General features: G+C 40.1%; 1 protein-coding gene. It reads right to left on the reverse strand.

The window, feature by feature from the left end:
- Nucleotides 1–49: 49 nt before the first annotated feature.
- On the reverse strand, nt 50–1,121 hold a 1,072-nt coding region (locus ACEN33_RS12385; protein ID WP_407095207.1), incomplete at its 5' end, for an IS256 family transposase.

A 1,121-nucleotide genomic window follows, 5' to 3' on the forward strand; every position in this document is an offset into this window, starting at 1 on the left:
GGGAGCGTCAAGAAGTTTGTGTAAATAAAGAATTCCTTCTGTAAAAAAATCAGCTCTCTGCTAGTGTTCCAAACATTTCCCATAGCTCTGCTTCAGCTTGCTGGAAACCGCGGTGGCTTCGGGTTAAAAATTTCTGATTGTAAAGATCGAAATTTGAAACTAAAAAGCGATCCATAGATTCTTCATTCTGAAACTGCTCTTTACGCCGACTATATTTTTTAATTTGTTTGTTGAAAGACTCAATCAAATTAGTGGAATACAAGCTCCTACGGATTGAAACAGGAAAGTCATAGAACGTCAGTAAGCTGTCGTTCTCTAAGACCGCTTTGGTTACTCTAGGGTAGCTGGTGTGCCATTTCTCTACAAAATTAAGTCGAGCTTCTATCGCTTTTTCTCGTGAGTCTGCTTGGTAAACAGCTTTAAAATCTTCACATACTTCTCTTCGATCAGCTACGCGTACTTTACTAGCGATATTGCGAGAAACATGAACACAACAGTGTTGATAAGCAGCCTGAGGAAACGCTTGATGAATCGTATCTTTTATCCCTTTAAGACCATCGGTCACAAAGAGGAGAACGGATTTAACCCCACGGCTTATCAAGTCTTCTAATAGCTCTTTCCATGTAACAGTAGACTCATTAGGGGCAATAGCATAACCGAGCACTTCTTTGGCGCCATCTGGACGGATTCCAACCGCTATATGAATCGCTTCTTTATCTACTGTTTTACGTTTCAAGGGAATGTAGGTAGCGTCCAGATAAATAGCGGCATAATGATCATTTAGTGGACGTTTTTTAAAAGCAGCGACTTCTTCAGAAAAGACTTTTGTCATGTTGGACATCGTCTGCGGCGTATAATGATGACCATACATTTTCTCGATCAAATCGGCAATTTCAGACATCGTGATCCCTTTTCGAAAGAGATGAATAATCGTTTCTTCCAACGTCTCATTGGTTCTTTTATATGCAGGAAGCGTCTGTTGTTTAAATTCACCATTACGATCACGTGGAATCTGTAGCTTAAGTTCACCATATTCTGTTTTGACCTTACGGTCATAGGTGCCATTGCGAGAGTTACCTGAATGGAAACCAATCCGCTCATACTTCTCATAATCTAAAAAG

It is taken from the genome of Ruoffia sp. FAM 24228 (assembly GCF_045528575.1).
Lineage (GTDB): Bacteria > Bacillota > Bacilli > Lactobacillales > Aerococcaceae > Ruoffia > Ruoffia halotolerans.